This is a genomic window from Serratia plymuthica NBRC 102599, assembly GCF_001590925.1.
GTDB lineage: Bacteria > Pseudomonadota > Gammaproteobacteria > Enterobacterales > Enterobacteriaceae > Serratia > Serratia plymuthica.
On record NZ_BCTU01000015.1, the window covers coordinates 43,260 to 66,481 of the forward strand.

A 23,222-nucleotide genomic window follows, 5' to 3' on the forward strand; every position below is an offset into this window, starting at 1 on the left:
AAGCATCGAAAACGCCGATGCCAGTAACACATTGAACTATTGATTTTTATTTCAAATCCATGACATATGAACGCAGGCTTCCAACCTTGGATGCCCATTGCGATGATGTTATCAGAGGGTTAACGGCCGGCTATTCTTGCGGAGGGAAAGGTGCTCACCAACCTAAGCGATATCGATCTCAGACTGCTGCGGGTTTTTGTCGCCGTAGCCGAAGCCCAGGGCGTCAGCGCCGCCCAGGAGACGCTGTTGATGAATCAGTCGACCATCAGCACCCACCTCGCCACGTTGGAGACCCGGCTGGGTTTTCGTCTGTGCCAACGTGGCCGCTCCGGTTTTATGCTGACCCCGAAAGGGGAACGCATACTGATCGCCTGCCGCAGTCTGTTCAACGCGGCACGCGACTTTACCCGGGTCAGCCAGTCGCTAAATGGGTTGCTGACCGGCGATCTGCAGATCGGCCTGGTGGATAACCTGGTGTCGCTGCCGGGCAATCCGTTCAGTCGCGCCATCAAACATTTTCAGCACCGGCATCAGGATGTTCAGTTGCAGTGCCGGATTTGCGCCCCCGCCGAACTCGAACAGGGGCTGCTGAATCAACAGCTCGATCTGGGGATCGGGTACTTTGGCCAGCAGTTGAATGAATTGCAGTATCAGCCGTGGCTCCAGGAAACGCAGGCGATTTATTGCAGCAGCGATCATCCGCTGTTTACCGTCGAGCAACCGAATCGCGAACAGATCGAAAATGCACGCTGGGTTAAACGTGGCTATCTGCTGGCGCAACGGTTGTGCCCTATCGCACCTTTAAACCTCGGCGCAGTTGCCCACCATATGGAAAGCGTTGCCCATTTGGTGCTTAGCGGGGAATATCTCGGCTACCTGCCGACCCATTACGCTGCGCGCTGGGTGGAACAAGGGGTATTGAAACAATTGGGTGGGCAAGCGCTCTCATATCAGGCGGCGTTAAACCTGGTGACACGGCCCGGCCAGCCGAAGGAGGCGTTGACCGCGTTACTGGAGGATTTAAATCAATTGGCGCGGGAAGCGCAAAAAACAAACCCCGCGACAGCGGGGCTTGAGAGGCGAATTAGTTGACCGGCATACGTGCCGGATCCGGGTACTGGTACTCAAACCCCAGTTCGTTGCAGATGCGGCTGCCGTCCACCAGCCGACCGCCCTGCTCGCTCTCGGCGGCAAACTGTGGCGGGGCCAGATGCAACTGCTCCGCCAGCGCCGGGTAGAATTCGCGCTTGGTCGGATGGGCCGGCGCACACAGATTATAAACGTGGCCGCCTTTCGGCAGCTTCAGCAGCAGTTGAATGGCCGCAATCACATCATCCTGATGTACCAAATTAACCCCTTGCGAGCCGCCCTTGACGTCTACTTTGCCGGCCAGGAAACGGCCTGGATGACGATCCGCGCCAACCAGCCCCGCCAGACGCAAAATATCCACCGAGGTGTTGGGCAGTTCATGCAGCCAGCGCTCAAGCTCCGCCAACACACGCCCGGAGGGCGTCACCGGCCTCAGCGGCGAATCTTCGCGCACCGTGCCGGCCGTTTCGCCATACACCGAGGTTGAACTGGTAAAAATGATGCGCGACACGCCAAAGGCCATCGCGCTGTCCACCAGCATGCAAACCGCATTGAAGTAGTTTTCGCTGCCTTCTACGGTACGGCGAGCGGGCAGCGTCACCACCAGCGCATCGACACTCAGCAACGGCTCCAGATCGTCCGGATCGCAAATCAGATCAGGCGTCATTTCCAGCCGATAACATTCAATCCCGCTCATGCGCGCGGCCTCGACGCCATCCGGCGTAGTTTTACTGCCGACCACGTCAAACCCACGGCTCATCAGCGACAGGGCCAGCGGCATCCCCAGCCAGCCCAGACCAATAATGGCTACCTTTTTCATTATCTTCCTCTCTTGAAGATCGCAGCGCTCTGCCCATTAAGGCTACGCCACTCCGTGAGGTGATACAATCCACCCTGCTTAAGCTTAGGTAAAACCGTGTCTAGCTAATAACCCACCCTGTTTCAATAAATTAAATTTATGACTGTAAAAAAGGGTTGCGCGACAGACAGCGGATAGTTTAGGTTAATTAGCAATTCGGTTTGTACCGACATTTTACAGAGAAAACACCATGACACGCATTCAGTTCAACCACCATCATCACCATCATCCTGACTAGTCTTTCAGGCGATGTGTGCTGGGAGACGGTTTTTTAATCTTCCAGTGGCGCGCAGAATGCAAGAGAGAGCCCTCGGAAGATTTCTTCCGAGGGTTTTTTTTTTGGCTCCGGACAGACAGAAAAATAATTTTTACAATAAATTCATAAAATTACAGATTAAAACAGAGGTTACCATGCTGGACAAAACACGTTTACGGATAGCAATGCAGAAATCAGGCCGCCTGAGTGATGAATCCCAGGAACTGCTGGCGCGTTGCGGGATCAAAATCAACCTGCAACAACAACGCCTGATTGCCTTCGCCGAGAATATGCCGATTGATATCCTGCGCGTGCGTGATGACGATATCCCAGGGCTGGTCATGGATGGCGTGGTTGATCTGGGCATCATCGGTGAGAACGTACTGGAAGAAGAGCTGCTCACCCGCCGCGCCCAGGGCGAAGACCCCCGTTACTTCACCCTGCGCCGCCTGGACTTCGGCGGCTGTCGCCTGTCGCTGGCCGCACCGCTCGACAGTGAATACAACGGCCCGCAAAGCCTGCAAGACTCCCGCATCGCCACCTCTTACCCGCACCTGCTGAAGCAATACCTCGACAAACAGGGCGTGCGTTTCAAATCTTGCCTGCTGAACGGTTCCGTCGAAGTGGCACCGCGCGCCGGTCTGGCCGACGCTATCTGTGATCTGGTCTCTACCGGCGCAACGCTGGAAGCCAACGGCCTGCGTGAAGTCGAAGTGATTTACCGCTCCAAAGCCTGCCTGATCCAGCGCGACGGCGAAATGCCGGAGGCGAAACAACAGCTGATCGATCGCCTGATGACCCGTATTCAGGGCGTGATCCAGGCACGTGAATCCAAATACATTATGCTGCACGCGCCGAGCGAGCGCCTGGACGAAATCGTCGCGCTGCTGCCGGGTGCCGAGCGCCCTACCATTCTGCCGCTGGCCGGCGCGCAAAACCGCGTGGCGATGCACATGGTCAGCAGTGAAACCCTGTTCTGGGAAACCATGGAGAAACTGAAAGCGCTCGGTGCCAGCTCCATTCTGGTGCTGCCAATTGAGAAGATGATGGAGTAACGCCATGTCGACCTTCAATACCCTCGTCAATTGGGCGGACTGCAGCGAGCAACAACGGGCAGAACTGCTGATGCGCCCAGCGATCGCAGCCGAAGACAGCATCACCCGCACGGTGCGCGAAATCCTCGACAACGTGAAGGCCAAGGGTGACCAGGCACTGCGTGACTACAGCGCCAAATTTGATAAAACCGACGTTGGCGCGCTGCGCGTCACCGCAGAACAAATCGCCGCAGCCGGCCCTCGCCTGAGTGACGAGGTCAAGCAGGCGATGGCGGTGGCGGTGGCCAATGTGGAAACCTTCCACAATGCGCAACAACTGCCGCCGGTCGATGTGGAAACCCAACCTGGCGTACGCTGCCAGCAGGTAACCCGCCCGATCGACTCCGTCGGCCTGTATATTCCTGGCGGTTCCGCACCGCTGTTTTCTACCGTGCTGATGCTGGCAACCCCGGCGCGCATCGCCGGCTGCCGCCGCGTGGTGCTCTGTTCGCCGCCGCCGATTGCCGACGAAATTCTCTATGCCGCGCAGTTGTGCGGTGTGCGGGAAGTCTTTCAGGTGGGTGGCGCGCAGGCGATTGCCGCCATGGCGTTCGGCACCGATTCCGTGCCCCGCGTGGCGAAAATCTTCGGACCGGGCAATGCCTTTGTCACCGAAGCCAAACGCCAGATCAGCCAACGGCTGGACGGTGCGGCTATCGATATGCCGGCCGGCCCTTCCGAAGTGCTGGTGATCGCCGACAGCGGCGCCACCCCGGCGTTTGTCGCCTCTGACCTGCTGTCGCAGGCGGAACACGGCCCAGACTCCCAGGTGATCCTGCTGACCCCAGACGCGGCCATGGCGCAAGCGGTGGCCGTTGCGGTGGAGCAACAGTTAGCTCAGTTGCCGCGCGCCGAAACCGCCCGTCAAGCGCTGGCCAGCAGCCGACTGATCGTCGCCAAAGATTTGGCCGAGTGCATTGCCATCAGCAACCAATATGGCCCGGAACACCTGATCATTCAGACCCGTAACGCCCGCGAGCTGGTCGACAGCATCACCAGCGCCGGTTCGGTGTTCCTTGGCGACTGGTCGCCGGAATCCGCCGGTGACTACGCTTCCGGCACCAACCACGTATTGCCGACCTATGGCTATACCGCCACCTGTTCCAGCCTGGGCCTGGCGGATTTCCAGAAACGCATGACGGTGCAGGAACTGACGCCGCAGGGCTTTATGAATCTGGCGGCCACCATTGAAACGCTGGCCACCGCCGAGCAATTGATTGCCCACAAAAACGCCGTCACCCTGCGCGTTGCCGCCCTGAAGGAGCAAGCATGAGCATAGAAAATCTGGCACGCGCCAACGTTCGCGAGCTGACCCCTTATCAATCGGCACGCCGCCTGGGCGGCAACGGCGACGTGTGGCTGAATGCCAACGAATACCCGACCGCGCCGGAATTCCAACTGACCGCCCAAACCTTTAACCGTTACCCGGAGTGCCAGCCTGCGCTGGTGATCGAGCGCTACGCCGATTACGCCGGGGTTAACAAAGAGCAGGTGCTGGTCAGCCGTGGGGCGGATGAAGGCATCGAACTGCTGATTCGCGCGTTCTGCGAGCCGGGCAAAGACGCTATTTTGTTCTGTCCGCCGACCTACGGCATGTACGCCGTCAGCGCCGAAACCTTCGGCGTGGAGCGCCGCACCGTAGCGGCCAAACAGGACTGGCAGTTGGATTTGCCGACTATCGCCGACAGCCTGGACAACGTGAAACTGATTTATGTCTGCAGCCCGAACAACCCGACCGGCAATCTGATCGATCCCGACGACCTGCGCACGCTGCTGGAGATGGCCAAAGGCAAGGCGATCGTCGCAATTGACGAGGCCTATATCGAATTCTGCCCACAGGCAAGCTGCGCCGGTTGGTTAAAAGACTACCCGCACCTGGCGATCCTGCGCACTCTGTCGAAGGCCTTCGCGCTGGCCGGCCTGCGCTGCGGTTTTACGTTGGCTAATGAAGATCTCATTACCCTGCTGCTTAAGGTGATTGCACCCTACCCACTGTCGACGCCGGTGGCCGACATCGCCGCTCAGGCGCTCAGCACCGAAGGGATCCGCACCATGCGTCAGCGCGTTACCGAGATCTCGGCCAACCGCAGTTGGTTGCAACGCGAACTGGAAAACTGCGCCTGCGTTGAACAGGTTTTCACCAGCGACAGCAATTACCTGCTGGCACGATTCACTGCATCAAGTAATGTGTTTAAAACCTTATGGGATCAGGGCATTATCTTAAGAGACCAAAATAAACAGCCTGGGTTGTCCGGTTGCCTGCGCATCACCATAGGCACCCGCGACGAATGTCGGCGTGTCGTTGATGCGCTGTCAGCCCTGCCCGGAGCAACCAAGACTCGCCAGGAGCCAATGTGAGCCAGAAATTCCTCTTTATTGACCGTGACGGCACGCTGATTGCTGAACCGCCGGAAGACTTCCAGGTCGATCGCCTGGACAAGCTGGCGCTGGAGCCGGACGTGATCCCTTCGCTGCTGAGTTTGCAGCAGGCCGGTTATCATCTGGTGATGATCACCAATCAGGATGGCCTCGGCACCGCCAGTTTCCCGCAGGAAACCTTCGATGCGCCACATGGCCTGATGATGCAGATCCTCAGCTCACAAGGCGTTCACTTTGAAGATATCCTGATCTGTCCGCATCTGCCGGCGGACAACTGCGACTGCCGCAAGCCGAAGACCGCGCTGGTGAAAGGCTATCTGGAGCCGGGCGTGATGGATACCGCCCACAGCTATGTGATCGGCGATCGCCCGACCGACGTTCAGTTGGCGGAAAACATGGGTATTCAGGGGCTGCGCTATCAGCGCGACACGCTGGGCTGGAAAGAGATCACTCGCCAATTGACCCAACGTGACCGCCACGCGCGGGTTAATCGCGTCACCAAAGAAACGCAGATCGACGTCAACGTTTGGCTGGATCGCGAAGGCGGCAGCAAGATCAAGACCGGCGTCGGCTTCTTCGACCACATGCTGGATCAGATCGCCACCCACGGCGGCTTCCGCATGGACATCGACGTGAAAGGCGACCTGTATATCGACGATCACCACACGGTAGAAGACACCGGCCTGGCGCTCGGCGAAGCCTTGAACAAAGCGCTGGGCGACAAGCGCGGCATCGCCCGTTTCGGCTTCGTGCTGCCCATGGACGAGTGCCTGGCGCGCTGCGCGCTGGATATCTCCGGCCGCCCGCATCTGGAATATAAGGCCGAGTTCAATTACCAGCGCGTCGGCGATCTCAGCACCGAAATGGTCGAACACTTCTTCCGTTCGCTGTCATACACCATGGGCTGCACACTGCACCTGAAAACCAAAGGCAAAAACGACCACCACCGGGTCGAAAGCCTGTTCAAAGTGTTTGGCCGCACGCTGCGCCAGGCGATCCGCGTTGAGGGCAACACCCTCCCGAGTTCGAAAGGAGTGCTGTGATGAACGTGGTGATTCTGGACACCGGCTGCGCCAACCTTTCGTCTGTCACCTATGCGGTGCAGCGGTTGGGTTACCAGCCGGAGGTGAGCCGTGATCCGGAGATCGTGCTGCGCGCCGACAAGCTGTTCCTGCCGGGCGTCGGCACCGCGCAGGCGGCGATGGACCAATTGAAAGAGCGTGAGCTGATTGATCTGATCAAAGCCTGCACCCAGCCGGTGCTGGGTATTTGCCTCGGCATGCAGTTGCTGGCGAAAAGCAGCGAAGAAAGCGGCGGCATCAACACGCTGGGCATTATCGACACGCCGGTGATGCAGATGACCGACTTCGGTCTGCCGTTGCCGCACATGGGCTGGAATCAGGTTTCCGCACAGGCGGGTCACCATCTGTTCCGCGGTATCGAAGACGGTGCCTACTTTTACTTCGTTCACAGCTATGCGATGCCGATATGCTCAAGCACCATCGCCCAGGCGAACTACGGCGAGCCCTTCACCGCCGCCGTGCAAAAAGACAATTTCTTCGGCGTGCAGTTTCATCCAGAGCGATCTGGAGCGGCCGGCGCGCAGCTGTTGAAAAACTTTCTGGAGATGTAGGCAGCATGATTATTCCGGCTTTGGATTTGATCGACGGTAACGTGGTGCGTTTGCATCAGGGCGATTATGGTCAGCAGCGCGACTACGGCAACGATCCGCGCTCACGTCTGCAGGACTATCAACAACAGGGCGCGCAAGTCTTGCATCTGGTCGACTTGACTGGCGCCAAGGATCCGGCGGCGCGCCAGATCCCACTGCTGCGCAAACTGCTGGCAGGGGTTGACGTACCGGTACAGGTCGGCGGCGGTATTCGCACCGAGCAGGATGTCTCTGCCCTGCTCGAGGCGGGCGCGACCCGGGTCGTCATCGGTTCCACGGCGGTCAAACAGCCGCAACTGGTGCAGGGTTGGTTCGAACGCTACGGCGCGGAAGCCCTGGTGCTGGCGCTGGATGTACGCATCGACGCCGAAGGGACCAAGCACGTGGCGATCAGCGGCTGGCAGGAGAACTCCGACGCCACGCTGGAACAGGTGGTCGAGCAGTTCCTGCCCTACGGCCTGAAGCACGTGCTGTGCACCGACATTTCGCGTGACGGCACGTTGGCCGGCTCTAACGTGGCGCTGTATCAGGAAATCAGCCGTCGCTATCCGCAGATTGCCTTCCAGGCATCGGGCGGTATCGGCAACCTGGATGATATCGCCCAGTTACGCGGCAGCGGCGTTGAGGGCGTCATCGTAGGCCGCGCCCTGCTGGAAGGTAAATTTAGCGTTGAGGAGGCTATCGCATGCTGGCAAAACGGATAATTCCCTGTCTGGATGTGAAAGACGGGCAGGTAGTGAAAGGCGTGCAGTTCCGCAACCATGAGATCATCGGCGATATCGTGCCGTTGGCGCAACGCTATGCGCAAGAAGGCGCGGACGAGTTGGTGTTCTACGATATTACCGCCTCCAGCGATGGCCGGGTGGTAGACAAGAGCTGGGTGTCGCGCGTGGCGGAGGTGATCGATATTCCCTTCTGCGTCGCCGGCGGGATTAAAAGCCTGGAAGATGCCAGCCAGATCCTCTCTTTCGGCGCCGACAAGATTTCCATTAACTCACCGGCGCTGGCCGACCCGACGTTGATTAGCCGCCTGGCGGATCGCTTTGGCGTGCAGTGCATCGTGGTGGGGATTGATACCTGGTTCGAAGCCGACACCGGCAAGTATCACGTTAATCAATACACCGGCGACGAAAGCCGCACCCGCGTCACAGAGTGGGAAACCCTGGACTGGGTTAAGGAAGTGCAAAAACGTGGCGCCGGCGAGATTGTACTGAATATGATGAATCAGGACGGCGTGCGCAACGGTTACGATCTGGAACAGCTTCGGCGGGTGCGAGACGTGTGCAAAGTGCCGCTGATTGCCTCCGGCGGTGCGGGCACCATGGAACACTTCCTGGAAGCGTTCCGTGATGCGGACGTCGACGGCGCACTGGCCGCTTCGGTGTTCCACAAGCAAATCATTAATATCGGCGAACTGAAAAAGTTCCTGGCAGACCTTGGCGTGGAGATTCGCGTGTGTTAACAGAACAACAAAGAAACCAGCTGGACTGGGAAAAAACCGGGAGCCTGTTGCCGGTTATCGTTCAGCACGCCGTGTCCGGCGAAGTGCTGATGCTCGGTTATATGAACCAGGAAGCGCTGGCCACCACCGAACAGAGCGGCAAGGTCACCTTTTTCTCTCGCACCAAACAGCGACTGTGGACCAAGGGCGAAAGCTCCGGCCATTTCCTGAACGTGGTCAGCATCACCCCAGATTGCGACAACGATACGCTGTTGATTTTGGCCAACCCGATTGGCCCAACCTGCCACCTGGGCAACAGCAGCTGCTTCCACCCGGCCGCCAGCGATTGGGGTTTTCTGTATCAGTTGGAGCAACTGTTGGCGGAACGCAAGACCGCCAGCCCGGACAGCTCTTACACCGCCAGCCTGTACGCCAGCGGCACCAAGCGCATTGCGCAGAAAGTTGGCGAAGAAGGTGTGGAGACCGCGCTGGCCGCAACGGTGAACGATCGTGAAGAGTTGACCAACGAGGCTTCAGATCTGATTTATCACCTGCTTGTGCTGCTGCAGGATCAGGATCTGGATTTGAGCAAGGTGATTGGCCGGCTGCGCGAGCGGCACCAGAAATAATCCTGACTCACAGGGGGTAAAGATATTTGCCCCTGATTTATGCGCGTGCAGCGGGAAATAAAAAAGCCGCCGGGTTTAATGCCGGCGGCTTTTTTTATGCTTCAAACGTCGGGATTATTCCATCCATTCGGTATGGAATACGCCTTCTTTGTCGATACGTTTGTAAGTGTGGGCACCGAAGTAGTCGCGCTGCGCCTGGATCAGGTTGGCAGGCAGAACGGCTGAACGGTAGCTGTCGTAGTATGCGATGGCGGCAGAGAAGGTCGGCGTTGGGATGCCGTTCTGCACCGCGTAGGACACCACATCACGCAGCGCTTGCTGATATTCGTCAGCGATCTGCTTGAAGTATGGCGCCAGCAGCAGGTTGGCGATGTCGGCATTGTCTGCGTAAGCGTCGGTGATTTTCTGCAGGAACTGAGCGCGGATGATGCAACCGGCGCGGAAGATCTTGGCGATATCGCCGTAGTGCAGATCCCAGTTATTTTCCTGAGAAGCCGCTTTCAACTGAGAGAAGCCCTGTGCATAAGAAACGATTTTGCCCAGGTACAACGCACGGCGCACTTTCTCGATGAATTCAGCTTTGTCGCCGCTGACTGGCGCAGCTTTAGGACCGGTCAGCACTTTAGACGCGGCAACGCGTTGGTCTTTCAGTGAGGACAGGTAACGCGCGAAAACGGATTCGGTGATCAGAGACAGCGGTTCGCCCAGATCCAGAGAGCTCTGGCTGGTCCATTTGCCGGTGCCTTTGTTGGCCGCTTCATCCAGGATCACATCAACCAGGTATTTACCTTCTTCGTCTTTCTTGGTGAAGATGTCTTTGGTGATGTCGATCAGGTAGCTGTTCAGTTCGCCTTTGTTCCACTCGGCGAAGGTCTCAGCCAGCTCTTCGTTGTTCAGGTTCAGCGCCTGTTTCAACAGGGAATAGGCTTCTGCGATCAGCTGCATGTCGCCGTATTCGATGCCGTTGTGCACCATCTTCACGTAGTGGCCGGCACCGTCAGCGCCGATGTAGGTCACGCAAGGCTCGCCTTCGGCAACCGCAGCGATCTTCTTCAGGATTGGCGCCACCAGCTCATAAGCTTCTTTCTGGCCGCCAGGCATGATTGAAGGCCCTTTCAACGCGCCCTCTTCGCCACCGGAAACGCCGGTACCGATGAAGTTGAAGCCTTGATCAGACAGTTCGCGGTTACGACGGATGGTGTCCTGATAGTAGGTGTTGCCACCGTCGATCAGAATGTCACCTTTATCCAGGTGCGGAGTCAGGGAAGCAATGGTTTTGTCTGTCGCTTCACCCGCCTTCACCATCAGCAAAATGCGGCGTGGTTTTTCCAGCGATTCGACAAACTCTTCGACGGTGTAGAACGGCGCCAGGTTTTTGCCCGGATTCTCAGCAATAACTTCGTCAGTCTTGTCGCCTGAGCGGTTAAAGATGGAAACGGTATAACCACGGCTTTCGATGTTCAGTGCCAGATTGCGGCCCATCACCGCCATGCCGACAACGCCGATTTGTTGCTTGGACATTTAGGAACTCCTGTCTGAGGATGACACCTGTTAACGGCCCATGGCCAACAGGTTTTTGATGTGGCAAACATGTTAACTCAGGATGGCTCCACGTGGGTAGTGATTGGTGCGATAGGCTTTGCAACAGTCTATAACCACTCAAAAATCATACAGCCTGGCCAGTAGCTGCCGTTTCGCCTCGTGAATTTCAGCACGCCCTTCATGTCGATCAACGCGTGGTTCAGACAATAACTGGGCTATAGTCTCCGCAGAAATTTCAGGTGTGGCTATCGGCCAGTCCGACATTTGCTGCAGACTGGCAAATTTGTTGTCATAGTAATCAGACCAAGACAGGGCAATACCTGCAATGCCCAAACTGGCGGCAATGACCTGGAAGTGAAAACGCGAACTAATACAGAAATCATTAGTGGAAAACTGCAGACCATCGCGCCAAATATCTTCGAAACAAATGAACTCAGCCTGCGGAAAACGCTGCCTTATCTGTTGGAAGAACACGCCATCGGAACCTGGTCTGAATTCATAAAATTTGATCGCGGTATCCGGATGCTGCTTACTGAATAAGGAAACCGCCTGCTGAAGTACCGCCAGCAAATTTTCTGTCAAAACACCATCTTCAGAAAGCTCAGTATGAATGCATAGGTGCAACGTAGGTTGTTCACGTTCGATCAGGCACCCTATCGGATGATCGGGGAAGGCAAAGTAATCATCGCCGGTGAAACTCAACGCAGGAATAGCGAACGGTTCCAGCACCTCGAAACTGGCTCGGTCACGCACGTCAAAGTGATCGAATTGACGAATAAACGGCGAAAATTTCTCTGCATTGTCCGCAGAGAGTGGCTGCAATCCCAAGCCGGTGGCGTAACATGCCAAATCGTGTTTTTTTGCGAAGTAGGCTGCAAGCTCCATAAGGCGCGCATTCGCCCCCCAGAGTTCATTAATGTACCCGCCGCCCAAAAGATGGATGCTGTGTGTACCCTCAAATGTTTTTTCCATAAGGCGTTCACGTGAAGGTAGCGCATACGGATCGGCAAACTTCTCCTCCACCGACCCTTCATCACCCAGAGCCTGTGCCAGACGCCAGACATAATCCACGCATCTGGCAGTTGGGAATAATTCCGAAGCGACTACGGAATCAACCGCATCAAGATAAATAGTACAACCAGGAAACTTTTCTTGGAGATAATCCACCCAATAACGCGTCAGCATATCATCGCCAAAATTTGGCATGCCGGCAGCAGAGATCAGATAAAAGACTTTCGTTTCAATGGGCTGAACGGGAATGTCCTTATTGTGCCTTTTCGTCCATAGCTTTGCGAAAAAAGCCAAAATGAGACTCCTGTATTTCAGTTTTAAAATTAGTAACTTCCGGCAGAAATAGCTCTCTGATAGAGTTTTAGAGTGTCGTCAATGACTAAAGACGAGGCGAACTTGTTTTCAATGCGCTTTCTGCCGCGCATCCCCATCTCGACTCTTTTACTGGGGCTGGTAAGCAAATGCTCCAGTTTTTCCGCCAACAGCGCGATATTGCGTTTCTCAACCAAGCTGCCGGTGTATTCATCGATAATCAAACTTTGGCAACCGCCAACGTCATACGCGATGCAGGCACGCCCCACTGACGAAGCCTCTAACAGGATGCGTGGGATACCTTCGGAATAGGTCGATGGAAGCGCAACCACATTAGAAGCTTTAATCAAGCTGTACACATCGCTGCAACGGCCAAGCCAGTTAATCAAACCCTGCTGATGCCATTCTTCGATCTGCGACAAAGGAATCGCATCCTGATCGTCGACTATGGAGATACCCGCCACGTTGAGCACAAAATCAACGCCTTTAAGTGCCAAGCGTTTTTTCACCTCAACCAGATCGCCCAGCCCTTTACTCCAGAGCAAACGGCTGGCGAACAGAACAATCGGCTTCTCGCGATTTATTTCCAATGAATAGTTGTAAATTTCCGGGTTGATGCCAGCACCGTCAATCACTACCGTCTGATTTTTATTGACCTGTGTCAGCTCAATCAAACGGTCTCTATCGTGCTCGTGTTCAAAGGCAAGCAACGATTTTTTATTTTGAAAAATATGCTTGTAGGAACGCAGAGTCAGCAAACGAATGATGTTCATAGATAACTTATCTTCCATAAACACCCGTCCCAGGCCGACAAAGCCCAAGATAATAGGTTTGTTATAGAAGCGGGCAAAGAACCCCCCCATCAGACAAGGTTTGATGGTGATGCAATGAAGCACATCAGGGTTGATCTTCTTGAGCAATCGCCACACTTTAAAAAGTGAACCGACAAAGTGGAACGGGTTAATGGATTGCTCTGAAACTGAAGAATTGTGACAAACAAAGCCCTTCTCTGTCAGTTTTTGCAGGATATCATCACCTACAAAGTGACTGACTACATGTATTTCGTAGCCTGCCGCTTTAGCGGCAAAAGCGCGTTCAACCCAGTGCAGGTCAAAGTACCAGTCTGAGTTGATAAAATAACAAATCTTTTTCATTTAACTCTTACCGGCTAATGTTGTTTACCATTTTTACCTGATATACCGTCAACAATACCGCGAACTACGTATCTAATATATTCCCCTTTACGCTCTTGAGATGTAAAAGAAAGTAAATATTTTGCAATACGCAACGCGATAGCACCTAGCGAGTATGGTCTTTCATTTTTTGTGAACAATGTCCTTGAAAGGAGTAGATTTCTTACCAGATAGTAGACCTTCCAGGGCGGGTTGCCCCCCACACTCGCAGTCGGCACATCATGCAAGAACGTCAGTTCGGGTGAGTATCGGATACGATACCCTCGTTGACTCAACCTGTAAGAGAAGTAAAGATCATCATAATAAATAAAAAGCTCAGGCCAAATTGATTCACGATTAGCGCTTAAAACGTCTTTGCGAATTATTGCGCCAACAAACGAAAGTGTCACCACCTCAGACGCATGTTGCTCATCGGGGAGGTAACTTTTTGGCCTGATAATATACTCTATAGTCTGCACCAGCGAGGTAGGTATGGCTTTATAGGGCACGTTCATTTTACACAACGTCCCCTTCATATCTACCACGCGGCAACAATAAGCATCGTAGCCTGGCTGAACCACGGCAGAAAATTTCTCGATCAGCCCTGCCGTTGGGTAAGCATCATCATCAAACATAAACACCCAGTCGGTGTTTATGTTCTCCGCAATAAACTCGCTTCCCAGTTTAAAGCCGCCAGCCCCCCCACCGTTGCTTTTGGCACGTATTACATGAAGGCGCGTATCATCAATTGCATTCAACCATTCAACAGTATTGTCGGTAGAGGCGTTATCAACGATGACAATATGCTGAAAGGGTAAGGCTGCCGTCGCTGCCCAGCAGTGTTTTAGTTTTTCCAATCGGTTGAAAGTAACAATTAACGCCGTTGCATTCATCTGACGCTGACCGTAAACACTGGCATTGAGTGTGCTGTTTCAAGACTTTCCAGATAGGTCTCAGCTGTTTTCAACGCCTCGGCAATCGTCACATCCATATCCAGGTAACGATAAGTCCCCAGACGACCGATAAAGGTGATGTTTTTTTCTTGCTCAGCCAAATCAACATACTTCTCCAACAAACTCATCTCACCGACCTGACGGATAGGATAATAAGGGATATCATCCGCCTCACAGGCCCGGCTGAACTCTTTGTAGCATACTGATCCGTCATGTTGTTCCCATGGTGAGAAGTATTTATGCTCTGTAATACGAGTATAAGGCACTTCTTGCTCGCAATAGTTCATTACGGCGCACCCCTGGTAGTCCCCTTCCACGGTAAAACGCTCAAAATCGAGGGTCCGATAGCCCAGACGACCGAACTGGAAACCGTAGAAAGCATCCAACGGCCCACTGTAGAACACGTGATCATATTGCGCACGTGTTTCCGTCTGGTATTCGGTCCCCAGAGACACCGAAATATTAGGATGATCAAGAATACCCGCAATCATGCTGGTGTAACCGTCTTTCGGCATACCCTGGAATTTATGATTGAAGTAATTATCATCATAATTAAATCGAATCGGTAGGCGTTTCAAGATTGAAGCCGGCAATTGGGCAGGCGACATTCCCCACTGCTTGATGGTGTAACCTTTGAAAAAGGCCTCATACAGTTCTTTACCGACAAAACGCAATGCTTGCTCTTCAAAGGACTGAGGATCCGTTATGCTGCTGTCGCCTTTTTCAGCAATTAATGCTTTCGCTTCTGCAGGCGAACAGGTCTTTTTAAAGAACTGGTTAATGGTATGCAAATTAATAGGCAACGAGAAAACCTGGCCGCTTACCGTAGCTTTTACACGGTTCACATAGGGCATCATGGTGGCATATTGATTCACAAAATCCCACACTCGCTCATTGTCGGTATGGAAAATATGCGGGCCATAAGTATGTACCATTACATCCGTTTTTTCATCACGGGCATCATAGCAATTACCTGCAATATGCTCGCGGCTGTCGATGATTTGAACTTTATGACCTTGTTCAGCCAATTGACGACCAATAACCGCACCGGAAAAACCAGCACCAACAATTAAAACATTTTTACTATTCATCAGTATGTTACCCAAGTATTACGCGTCTAACTTTATAGTAGTACTTCGTCAATGTGTTACGGCGTGCCGACCCTTTTGGTGCAACCTTGTTCAGCATCGGCATCAATAATCTCTTCACCTTCGTCTGCAGCAGTACTGGCACATGATGAACTTGCTGTACGGCATTTGCGAAGGTAACAGAGGCAATTAGTCGCTCATAGCTCTCAAATGCCCAAGGTGTTTTTACGACATTCTTGTGGTAATTATCAAAGAAATCGACATGTCGATTATTCCAGGGTTTATTTTCCCCGGCAAAGTGAATCATTTTAGGGTTTTTACGTGCCTCGAGGAAACTCATGTACGTGGCAAAACGTAAGTTCGGGAAGAAATCATCAGTATTACCGTTGCCATGGTATACGTTCCATTCTAATGGCAGATAATGTACACGCCCATGGAATACCTGATTCATAATATCCTGATCCAGGAACCAATAAGTTTTGCTTTTCAGGGCATCCATCAGACTGGAAAAGGTATTCTCTCTATTCATCTGAGCGATATTGAATACTAAAATTCCGGCCTGGAAATAACCATCCGGATTAGCCATACCCAGTGAGGTTGATAAATATTGTTCAGCAGGCATCACACCATCGCTGGATTGCGACATGGCGCCAAACATGACGAAACCTTCCATTACAATATCTTTTACTGCAGCAACCAGATTATCTTCCAACGGGACCGTCATCAATTCCGCCAGATCGCTTTCCACGACAGTATCGGAATCGATAAAGATAACTTTTTCAAAATCAGAAAAAAGTTTCGGAATAAATAAACGGGCATAGGTTGCAGCACTAAAGTGCGCTCGTGTAAACACGCTTTTTATTTCACTGAAAGCATTAACGTCAAAGAAACGCAGGCTAATATTTTCATGTTTGGAAACTAATGAGAAAAAGCGTTCTTTGTTGGCAAAAGAAACACCATTTTCCAACACCACCAGATCGTAATTCAGTTCCGGATTGGCATTGGCAATAATAGAGTGAATCAACGCCCCACCGCTAATCGCATAGTTATCATCAAAACAGATTACTACCGGCACATTTTTGACTGGAAATGCAGGTTTCAACTTTGCATTAAAAGTTTCCTGCTGAATAAACGTACGTTGTAACTCTTTTATTTTTAAGCTGTGCTTATCAATTTGATAATTGATATAAATGTTTAGCAATCTTTCTGCAATATGACCAACAACCCGTTTTTCTTGATTGTTATAATTTTTAAAACGGATTTTTCCTTCTAACTTATCAAGAATGGCGAACAACCATTCCGAATAGTCCTCAAATATGTCCTTACGCATAACAAACATATTTGTGTAATAACCATCCGATGCGTTATTAAATTTATCTGCCGCACTCTTATACTCTGGATAAAGTTCCTCCAGAACTTCCAATGCTGCATCATAGTCTTCAATATGAAGATAGTTGGATACTTTATAGTGTTGGTAGTTATTTTTGCTACCCGCAGCGTTGACATCCCACTTTTTTGGCAAAACAACATCAACATCTGCTAAACATTTGATAATATCGGGGTCGTTTAATCCGTATTGGTGTTGGTACTGCTCGTCAATTTTCTCATAATTGACCACCCCCCAATTATCTTCCGGAGCATGTTGATCTTCAGAAAAATTGAAATGACGGCGATAATGCATAAAGCCGATATAATCAGCTGGAGCGGTATTTTTCCAAACCCAATAATGGGCCGTTAGCTCACAGTAGATCGGGTTTTTGAATGAAATATTATCGCCAGTATCATCACCTGGGCAACCAATCTCATTTAAACTATTTGCCTTTCCTACATGAATCGGTTGGATTAACGTAGAGTCAAGAAAAGCACTTGGCTTATGGTGACAAGTGTAAATTTTAATATTACGCATTTGAATTACCTAAAAGTTCCCTTGTTCATAAACATCAAGCCATTGCCTCTTTGTAATGAGAGATAACCGTTTTAGCATCTCCAATTTCTCTCATTTTATGGTTTTCTATCCAAATGACCTTGTCACAGATTTTCTCAACGTCGGCAAGATTGTGACTCACAAAAAGAATAGTGACCCCTTTTGCCTTAAACTCACTGATGGTATTTAAGCATTTTCGTTGGAATGAAATATCCCCCACAGCCAAAACTTCATCGATAATGAGAATGTCAGGATCAACTTGGGTGATCACAGAAAAACCTAACTTTGCCAACATACCGCTGGAATAAACACGAATAGGCTCATCAATGAAATCCCCCAACTCGGAAAACTCAATAATCTTGTCGAGTCTTTCCTTCAACTCCTTGCGGCGTAGCCCTAATAAGGTTGCATTGAGGCGGATATTTTCACGGCCGGTCAATTCAGGATGGAAACCGCCACCCAACTCCAACATGGAAGCCACACGTCCCTGTACGCTAACTGTACCTGAAGTAGGCCGCATCACACCGGCTACAAGCCCCAAAGAGGTACTTTTTCCGGCACCGTTTCGGCCTATCAGCGCAACTGATTCGCCCTTTTGAACCTGAAAACTGATGTCGCCAATAGCCAAATAACTGCGTCCCCGCAGCAGGTTGAACGCGCGGCGCGGATTAAAAATTAACTCTTTAATGCCAGATCCAATATGATGATATAATGGATAGCGCTTAGTAACATTTTTAAATTCGATAGCTATGCTCATTATAGAATCTCTGCAAATCTGTACTTCAGCTTATTGAATATACTTACGCCAATGATAATAAACAGCAACGCATACCCATATAGCATACCAACCTGATGATAATCGATAACACCATTCATGAACAGATCACGCCAGCTCAATATCATATTTGCCAATGGATTATAATCAATCAGGAAACTATATTCTTTTGGGATCATATCTCCGGAATAGAGAATTGGGGTGCAATAAAACATCAGCATAATACCCAACGTGACAAACCGCTCCAAATCGCGGAAAAAAAGATTCAATGTTGATAACATCATGGCAATACCGAAAGTCATCATCATTTGTGCCAAGCCGATTAAGGGAACACCCCAAAGCCAATCAATGGACGGCCGCATATCGTAGACATAAAGAAATACGATAATAACTGGAATCGTACATAAAAAATGCAAACACTCCATTAATACATTACTGAACGGAATCACCGAGCGAGGAAACACGGTTTTTTTAATGATTTGAGCATTTGCTATAAAAGAGTATAGCGAGTTCGTCGTTGAACTGGCAAACCATTGCCAAGGAAAAAGACCAGTAATAATAAAAATAGTATAGTTAGGGATTTGAACCCGCATGACTAACTTAAATATAAAATAGTAGATCATGGCAAACAACAATGGGTTAGCAATTGACCATAAATAGCCAAAAAAACTACTTTTATATCTTACTTTTAATTCTTTCTCTGTAATGACCGTGGCCAAATCCCAGAGGTAACCTAGACTATACTTCATATAAAAACTCGATTTAAGATTAAAATTCCCTAACATCTGAAACGTAATAGCATTTCAACCGGTGCTGTTCTTGATGAGAAACACTTACCTACGACTGGCTCGAAGGAATCAAGTACTGCATAATTTTAAACGATATTTTAAACCACGCTACCGCCCCTGGCGTTGCTGCAACCAGAGTACACTTGAGATAACTCACTGATTTTTATTAAAACAGCAAACTGCTCACGCCCCTACTCGCTTTCGCTATCGTGGCCCCAACAGCCTCTCTATTGCAGGTCTGGGTGCTCGCTAAGTTACATCCAACCGCAGCCTATTGCTCTAGGAATAGGCTGGATTCACCGTCATCAAGTCACTTGTAAGGCTTAGTCCTGCAGCATCCCCTTCAGCCACTCGGCGAATGCAGTTCCCTGCACAGGGTGACGAACGCCATACTCTACGAACGCTTTCATATAACCCAATTTATCGCCACAGTCATGAGAACGCCCCACCAAAGCAAAAGCATCAACCGGCTTTTGCTCCATCAGCATAGCGATGGCATCGGTAAGTTGAATCTCACCGCCAGCCCCGTAAGGCGTTTTTTCAAGTAACGGCCAAATGTCTGCAGCTAAAACATAGCGGCCTACCACTGCCAGGTTGGACGGTGCTTCATCAAGCGCTGGTTTTTCTACAATCGCGTGCATTGGCACACTTTCACCCGGCGCGACCACAGCACCTCGGCAATCCACCACCCCGTACTTGGAAACATCCTTTTCTGGCACCGGCTCAACCATCACCTGACTGCGACCCTGCTGTTCAAAACGGGCTATCATACTGGCCAGGTTATCTCTTTTCAGGTCGCTGGCAACATCGTCCATTAAAACATCAGGCAGCAGCACAGCAAAGGGTTCATCGCCAATTAAAGGCCGAGCGCACAGAATCGCATGACCCAAACCTTTGGATTGCCCCTGACGGACATGCATCAGCGTGACACCTTTAGGGCAGATCGATTGAACTTCCTCCAGCAGTTGCCGCTTGACACGCGACTCAAGCATGCTTTCCAGTTCAAAGGAAGTATCGAAATGATTCTCGATGGCATTTTTAGATGAATGAGTTACAAGAATAATTTCTTTGATACCGGCAGCGACACATTCATTCACGATGTATTGGATGAGGGGTTTGTCAACGACTGGCAACATTTCTTTAGGAATAGCCTTTGTTGCCGGCAACATGCGGGTGCCAAGACCTGCAACTGGAATAACAGCTTTAAGCATTTCTGTGGAGACTCCCAACTACTTTAGTTTCATTAACACAACACACCAAATGTTTACTGCTGTGGCCCATCGTTCCGTTCGCCAATCTTGGGTGTATTGCCAAAATGATGTCAATTTTCTTCGGGCTGGAGTATACACCTATGTTGAGGGTTAATACATTAACACCACATAGGCGACCACCTACTTGCCTATCAGTTAGCCTGAACACAACTAAAAAATCAAAGTAAGATAATGAAAAAAATGAAAAAAATAAATACGCGCCTATTTTGGCGCTAACATTGAGTCAAGTATATAGATATAGAAAGTATCGGTTTTCGAACAAATATCAATCACAATAAATAGCAAAAATATAGTAACTCACATTACCAATACCCCATTAATTGAGAATGATTATTGATCAACCTGTTAAACCCATAGGCTATGAATATAAACGTGCTGTTAATAAACAAAAAAGCCCACAAAACAGGGGGCTTTTGAAGATTTTTTGTACGTTAGAGCGGCCTTAGAGTTTATTGCCGTACCCTTGCGGGTTGTTCTTTTGCCAATTCCACGTATCACGCATCATATCATCAATCCCGCGGCGTACTTCCCAACCCAACTCCTGGCGCGCCAGGTTGGCATCAGCCCAAAATGCTGGCAGATCGCCATCACGACGCGGTAAAATCTGGTAAGGGATGTTCACTCCTGAAGCCTTTTCAAAAGCCTGAATCATAGCTAAAACAGAGTAACCAACTCCAGCTCCCAAGTTATATGCTTTGAACCCATCGATCTTATCCAAGTGGTCCATCGCCACCAGGTGGCCCTCGGCCAAATCCATAACATGAATATAATCGCGCACACCGGTACCATCTTCAGTCGGATAATCGCCACCGAATACACCTAGTTTTTCAAGTTTACCAATGGCAACTTGAGAAATGTAAGGCAACAGGTTATTTGGGATACCGTTTGGATCTTCACCAATCATCCCCGACTCATGGGCCCCGACTGGGTTGAAGTATCGCAGGGCAATAATGGAGAATTGAGGCTCGGCCTTGGCGAAGTCCTGTAGAATTTGCTCCACCATCAGTTTCGATGTGCCGTAAGGGCTGGTGGTACCGCCGATCGGCGTGGTTTCAACATAAGGAACAGGGGAATTGGCACCATAGACCGTTGCGGAAGAGCTGAAGATGAACTTGCTCACCCCTGCGCGACGCATTTCTTCCAGTAATACCAGAGTACCAGAAACATTATTTTGATAATATTCAAGTGGTTTGCGAGTTGATTCACCGACTGCTTTCAGACCGGCAAAGTGGATCACGGCTGAAATCTTATTCTCGTCGAAGATGTTGCGCAAACATTCACCATCCTGAATATCGCCTTGGTAGAATGTTGCCGCTTTACCAGCCAACTGTTCGACACGGTGCAACGACTCCTCTGATGAATTCGACAGATTATCCAGCACAACAACATCTTCGCCACGCCCCAACAAGGCCAGCACGGTATGAGAACCAATATAACCGGCACCGCCAGTGACTAAAATCGCCATAACAACTCCTTATACGCGCCCGTGGCGCTAAAGATATAAATTTTTACCGCCCATGACGTTCATTCAAGCGATTTGGGCTGAAAAAAACAGCCCTAATCTGATGCAATATCATGGCAAAACTATTAACGAGACAGCATCGCCAAAATTTCGTTTGTTTTTTCTTGCATCAGCGCCACATCCGCACGTGACTCAACGTTGAGACGAACTACCGGCTCGGTGTTGGATGAGCGTAAGTTAAAGCGCCAATCAGCAAATTCCATGCTGATTCCATCGGTGTAATCTACTTCAGCGGCCTGGGCCAGATAATGTTGCTTCACGCTTTCGATGGAAGCTGCCGGTTGCGACAGTTTGATATTGATTTCTCCCGAGGACGGGTAAGCCGCGATTCGGTCCTGCACCAGTTGCCCCAAAGTCTGGCCCTTGACGCAGACCAGTTCAGCTACCAGCAACCACGGAATCATGCCGCTGTCGCAATAGGCGAAATCGCGGAAATAGTGGTGAGCGCTCATTTCACCACCATAAATGGCATCTTCTGAACGCATACGTTCTTTGATGAAAGCATGGCCCGTTTTTGACATCACCGGCACGCCGCCAGCTTTGTTCACAACATCGATAGTGTTCCAGCTCAGGCGCGGATCATGAATGATTTTTGCCCCTGGTTGTTTTTGCAGGAAAGCTTCCGCCAGCAGGCCAACTATATAGTAACCCTCGATGAAATCGCCTTTTTCATCAAACAGGAAGCAACGATCGAAGTCGCCATCAAACGCGATCCCCATATCTGCCCCCTGTTCACGCACGGCATTAGCAGTATCTGCACGACACTCGGGCAATAACGGGTTAGGAATACCATTTGGGAATGTGCCGTCGGGCTGATGATGGACCTTAATAAACTCCAATGGGACGTTCAGGGCCTTAAGAGATGCCTCAATCGCATCGATTGCATGCCCAGCCGCACCGTTGCCTGAGTTGATAACCAGCTTCAAGGGTTTAAAGTTTTCGGTATTCACATAAGACAACACATGCTGAACATAATCGGCCAGCACATCCTGACGAACATAGCTGCCGCGTGTGGAGGCCGGAGCAGGGAACTGATTGGTTTCCGCCAGCTCCTGGATTGCCCGTAATCCGGTATCCCCGCTGATCGGACGTGAACCTTCGCGAACCAACTTCATTCCGTTATAGTCGATCGGATTATGACTGGCCGTCACTTCCACGCCGCCGTCAGCTTTCAGATACGAGGTGGCAAAATAAACTTCTTCAGTCCCGGTCATGCCGATGTCAATAACGTCAGTACCGGCATCCTGTAAACCTTTTGCCAGAGACAGCTTCAAACTTTCGCTGGTCAAACGCACATCACTGCCCAAAACAACGGTCTTTGGCTTCAAAAACTCGCCATAAGCGCGCCCTATGCGGTAGGCAATATCATCATTCAGTTCTTCACCTAATTTACCGCGCACATCATAAGCTTTAAAACACGTTAACTTTTCCATCGCCAAACCCTT

22 protein-coding genes and 1 other annotated feature are annotated in these 23,222 nt (G+C 51.0%); of the genes, 10 read left to right on the forward strand and 12 right to left on the reverse strand.

Features of this window, described 5'->3' with window-relative positions; all coding sequences use genetic code 11:
- Positions 1-150 precede the first annotated feature (150 nt).
- Entirely contained in the window at positions 151-1,092 is a 942-nt protein-coding gene (locus SPL01S_RS11495) for a LysR family transcriptional regulator (protein WP_063199854.1), read from the forward strand.
- Here the strand turns inward: SPL01S_RS11495 and SPL01S_RS11500 are convergent.
- Positions 1,085-1,909, reverse strand: a complete 825-nt coding sequence (locus tag SPL01S_RS11500) for an SDR family oxidoreductase (RefSeq protein ID WP_062870331.1) — start codon at positions 1,907-1,909, stop codon at positions 1,085-1,087. The genes SPL01S_RS11495 and SPL01S_RS11500 overlap by 8 nt on opposite strands.
- Before the next feature lie 229 nt (positions 1,910-2,138).
- Between SPL01S_RS11500 and hisL the strand changes: the two genes are divergently transcribed.
- From hisL to hisIE, 9 genes are all read left to right on the forward strand, one after another.
- Positions 2,139-2,186 carry a his operon leader peptide gene (gene hisL, locus SPL01S_RS25245; RefSeq protein ID WP_110605893.1) on the forward strand — a complete coding sequence of 16 codons (48 nt, stop codon included), beginning with the start codon at positions 2,139-2,141 and terminating at the stop codon, positions 2,184-2,186.
- Positions 2,162-2,288, forward strand: a sequence feature (His leader region). (Overlaps the previous gene by 25 nt.)
- Positions 2,289-2,359: 71 nt before the next feature.
- A complete protein-coding gene (gene hisG, locus SPL01S_RS11505; protein ID WP_004942454.1) occupies positions 2,360-3,259 on the forward strand; it encodes an ATP phosphoribosyltransferase in 900 nt (299 codons plus the stop codon).
- A 4-nt stretch (positions 3,260-3,263) separates the two neighbouring features.
- Positions 3,264-4,571, forward strand: a complete 1,308-nt coding sequence (gene hisD / locus SPL01S_RS11510; RefSeq protein WP_063199858.1) for a histidinol dehydrogenase — start codon at positions 3,264-3,266, stop codon at positions 4,569-4,571.
- Entirely contained in the window at positions 4,568-5,656 is a 1,089-nt protein-coding gene (gene hisC, locus SPL01S_RS11515; RefSeq protein ID WP_063199861.1) for a histidinol-phosphate transaminase, read from the forward strand. Before hisD ends, hisC begins: the two co-directional genes overlap by 4 nt.
- The gene (hisB, locus tag SPL01S_RS11520; protein WP_020438770.1) at positions 5,653-6,720 is read left to right on the forward strand and encodes a bifunctional histidinol-phosphatase/imidazoleglycerol-phosphate dehydratase HisB; all 1,068 of its coding nucleotides are present in this window, start codon (positions 5,653-5,655) and stop codon (positions 6,718-6,720) included. The genes hisC and hisB overlap by 4 nt, the downstream gene beginning before the upstream one ends.
- The gene (hisH, locus tag SPL01S_RS11525; RefSeq protein ID WP_004942445.1) at positions 6,720-7,310 is read left to right on the forward strand and encodes an imidazole glycerol phosphate synthase subunit HisH; all 591 of its coding nucleotides are present in this window, start codon (positions 6,720-6,722) and stop codon (positions 7,308-7,310) included. The genes hisB and hisH overlap by 1 nt, the downstream gene beginning before the upstream one ends.
- A 5-nt stretch (positions 7,311-7,315) precedes the next feature.
- A complete protein-coding gene (gene hisA, locus SPL01S_RS11530; protein ID WP_004942443.1) occupies positions 7,316-8,053 on the forward strand; it encodes a 1-(5-phosphoribosyl)-5-[(5-phosphoribosylamino)methylideneamino]imidazole-4-carboxamide isomerase in 738 nt (245 codons plus the stop codon).
- Positions 8,035-8,811, forward strand: coding sequence for an imidazole glycerol phosphate synthase subunit HisF (gene hisF, locus SPL01S_RS11535; RefSeq protein ID WP_062791475.1), 777 nt, complete (start codon positions 8,035-8,037; stop codon positions 8,809-8,811). Before hisA ends, hisF begins: the two co-directional genes overlap by 19 nt.
- The gene (gene hisIE, locus SPL01S_RS11540) at positions 8,805-9,419 is read left to right on the forward strand and encodes a bifunctional phosphoribosyl-AMP cyclohydrolase/phosphoribosyl-ATP diphosphatase HisIE (RefSeq protein WP_004942439.1); all 615 of its coding nucleotides are present in this window, start codon (positions 8,805-8,807) and stop codon (positions 9,417-9,419) included. Before hisF ends, hisIE begins: the two co-directional genes overlap by 7 nt.
- A gap of 114 nt (positions 9,420-9,533) precedes the next feature.
- Here the strand turns inward: hisIE and gnd are convergent, their stop codons facing one another.
- The 11 genes from gnd to cpsG form a co-directional block, all read right to left on the reverse strand.
- Positions 9,534-10,940 (reverse strand): NADP-dependent phosphogluconate dehydrogenase, encoded by a 1,407-nt coding sequence (gene gnd, locus SPL01S_RS11545; protein ID WP_062870323.1) that lies wholly within the window; start codon positions 10,938-10,940, stop codon positions 9,534-9,536.
- A 138-nt stretch (positions 10,941-11,078) separates the two neighbouring features.
- Positions 11,079-12,266: a polysaccharide pyruvyl transferase family protein gene (locus SPL01S_RS11550; RefSeq protein WP_063199865.1), complete on the reverse strand. Its 1,188-nt coding sequence runs from the start codon at positions 12,264-12,266 to the stop codon at positions 11,079-11,081.
- Between the two features lie 29 nt (positions 12,267-12,295).
- A complete protein-coding gene (locus SPL01S_RS11555; protein ID WP_063199868.1) occupies positions 12,296-13,438 on the reverse strand; it encodes a glycosyltransferase family 4 protein in 1,143 nt (380 codons plus the stop codon).
- 14 nt (positions 13,439-13,452) lie between these two features.
- Entirely contained in the window at positions 13,453-14,349 is an 897-nt protein-coding gene (locus SPL01S_RS11560) for a glycosyltransferase (protein WP_063199871.1), read from the reverse strand.
- A complete protein-coding gene (gene glf / locus SPL01S_RS11565) occupies positions 14,346-15,500 on the reverse strand; it encodes a UDP-galactopyranose mutase (protein ID WP_063199874.1) in 1,155 nt (384 codons plus the stop codon). Before glf ends, SPL01S_RS11560 begins: the two co-directional genes overlap by 4 nt.
- Positions 15,501-15,507: 7 nt before the next feature.
- Entirely contained in the window at positions 15,508-17,403 is a 1,896-nt protein-coding gene (locus SPL01S_RS11570; protein WP_063199877.1) for a DUF4422 domain-containing protein, read from the reverse strand.
- 34 nt (positions 17,404-17,437) lie between these two features.
- Positions 17,438-18,178 (reverse strand): ABC transporter ATP-binding protein, encoded by a 741-nt coding sequence (locus SPL01S_RS11575; protein WP_020438762.1) that lies wholly within the window; start codon positions 18,176-18,178, stop codon positions 17,438-17,440.
- Positions 18,178-18,945, reverse strand: a complete 768-nt coding sequence (locus tag SPL01S_RS11580) for an ABC transporter permease (protein WP_063199880.1) — start codon at positions 18,943-18,945, stop codon at positions 18,178-18,180. The genes SPL01S_RS11575 and SPL01S_RS11580 overlap by 1 nt, the downstream gene beginning before the upstream one ends.
- Positions 18,946-19,307: 362 nt before the next feature.
- A complete protein-coding gene (galU, locus tag SPL01S_RS11585; protein ID WP_063199883.1) occupies positions 19,308-20,195 on the reverse strand; it encodes a UTP--glucose-1-phosphate uridylyltransferase GalU in 888 nt (295 codons plus the stop codon).
- A gap of 502 nt (positions 20,196-20,697) precedes the next feature.
- Positions 20,698-21,720, reverse strand: coding sequence for a UDP-glucose 4-epimerase GalE (galE, locus tag SPL01S_RS11590; RefSeq protein WP_063199886.1), 1,023 nt, complete (start codon positions 21,718-21,720; stop codon positions 20,698-20,700).
- A gap of 122 nt (positions 21,721-21,842) precedes the next feature.
- A complete protein-coding gene (cpsG, locus tag SPL01S_RS11595; protein WP_063199889.1) occupies positions 21,843-23,210 on the reverse strand; it encodes a phosphomannomutase CpsG in 1,368 nt (455 codons plus the stop codon).
- Positions 23,211-23,222 lie beyond the last annotated feature (12 nt).